Here is a 1,422-nt window from a genome sequence, read left to right as displayed (position 1 = left end):
CGTCCACGACCACGTCGCCCTCGTCCAGCAGACCGGCCAGCTCGTCGATGGTGGCCTGGGTGGGCGCGCCCGCCGGGACCATCACCCACACCACACGCGGGCCTTCGAGCTGCTGGACGAGCTCCTCCAGGGAGTTGACGTCGGAGACGTCGGGGTTGCGGTCGTATCCGATGACGGTGTGGCCGGCGCGGCGGATGCGCTCGCGCATGTTGCCGCCCATCTTGCCGAGGCCGACGAGACCCAGCTTCATCGCAGTCATGTCAGTTCACTTCTTCCGGAGAGTGCGGTACGCGGCCACGAGGCCGGCGGTGGACGAATCGAGGCCGGGCACGTCGGCGCCCTCGGTCAGCGCGGGCTCGACGCGCTTGGCGAGGACCTTGCCGAGTTCGACGCCCCACTGGTCGAAGGAGTCGATGTTCCAGATCGCGCCCTGGACGAACACCTTGTGCTCGTAGAGGGCGATGAGCTGGCCGAGGACGGACGGCGTCAGCTCGGTCGCCAGGATCGTCGTGGTGGGGTGGTTGCCCTTGAAGGTGCGGTGCGGGACCTGCTCCTCGGGCACGCCCTCGGCGCGCACCTCATCGGCCGTCTTGCCGAAGGCCAGCGCCTGGCCCTGGGCGAAGAGGTTGGCCATCAGCAGGTCGTGCTGCGCCTTGAGCGTGTCGCTCAGCTCGGCGACCGGGTTGACGAAGCCGATCAGGTCGGCGGGGATCACCTTGGTGCCCTGGTGCAGCAGCTGGTAGTAGGCGTGCTGGCCGTTGGTGCCCGGGGTGCCCCAGACGACCGGCCCTGTCTGCCAGTCCACGGGGTGCCCGTCGCGGTCCACCGACTTGCCGTTGGACTCCATGTCGAGCTGCTGGAGGTAGGCGGTGAACTTGGACAGGTAGTGCGAGTACGGCAGCACCGCGTGCGACTGCGCGCCGAAGAACGCGCCGTACCAGACGCCGAGCAGGCCCAGGATCAGCGGTGCGTTGGCCTCGGCGGGCGCGGTGCGGAAGTGCTCGTCGACGGTGCGGAAGCCCTCCAGCAGCTCGCGGAAGCGGTCCGGGCCGATGGCGATCATCAGGGACAGGCCGATGGCGGAGTCGAACGAGTAGCGCCCGCCGACCCAGTCCCAGAACTCGAACATGTTGTCCGTGTCGATGCCGAAGTCCGCGACCTTGCCGGCGTTGGTCGACAGCGCCACGAAGTGCTTCGCGACCGCCTTTTCCCCACTGCCTCCCAGCCCGGCGAGCAGCCACTCGCGCGCCGAGGTGGCGTTGGTGATCGTCTCGATCGTGGTGAAGGTCTTGGACGCGACGATGAACAGCGTCTCGGCCGGGTCCAGGTCGCGCACGGCCTCGTGCAGGTCGGCGCCGTCCACGTTGGAGACGAAGCGGACCGTCAGGTCGCGGTCGGTGAAGGCGCGCAGCGCCTCGTACG

2 protein-coding genes are annotated in these 1,422 nt (G+C 68.9%); both read right to left on the bottom strand.

Annotated elements, in window-relative coordinates; all coding sequences use genetic code 11:
* The coding region (locus tag IE271_RS40945; protein WP_190195482.1) for an NAD(P)-binding domain-containing protein at positions 1–250 on the bottom strand (250 nt) is incomplete at its 3' end.
* 15 nt (positions 251–265) lie between these two features.
* Positions 266–1,422 (bottom strand): glucose-6-phosphate isomerase (gene pgi, locus IE271_RS40940; protein ID WP_190195481.1); only part of this gene is annotated, 1,157 nt, incomplete at its 5' end.

The organism is Streptomyces minutiscleroticus, from assembly GCF_014650875.1.
Taxonomy (GTDB): domain Bacteria; phylum Actinomycetota; class Actinomycetes; order Streptomycetales; family Streptomycetaceae; genus Streptomyces; species Streptomyces minutiscleroticus.
The sequence above is the reverse complement of the archived record's forward strand: the minus strand, read 5'-3'. Positions and strand labels throughout refer to the sequence as shown.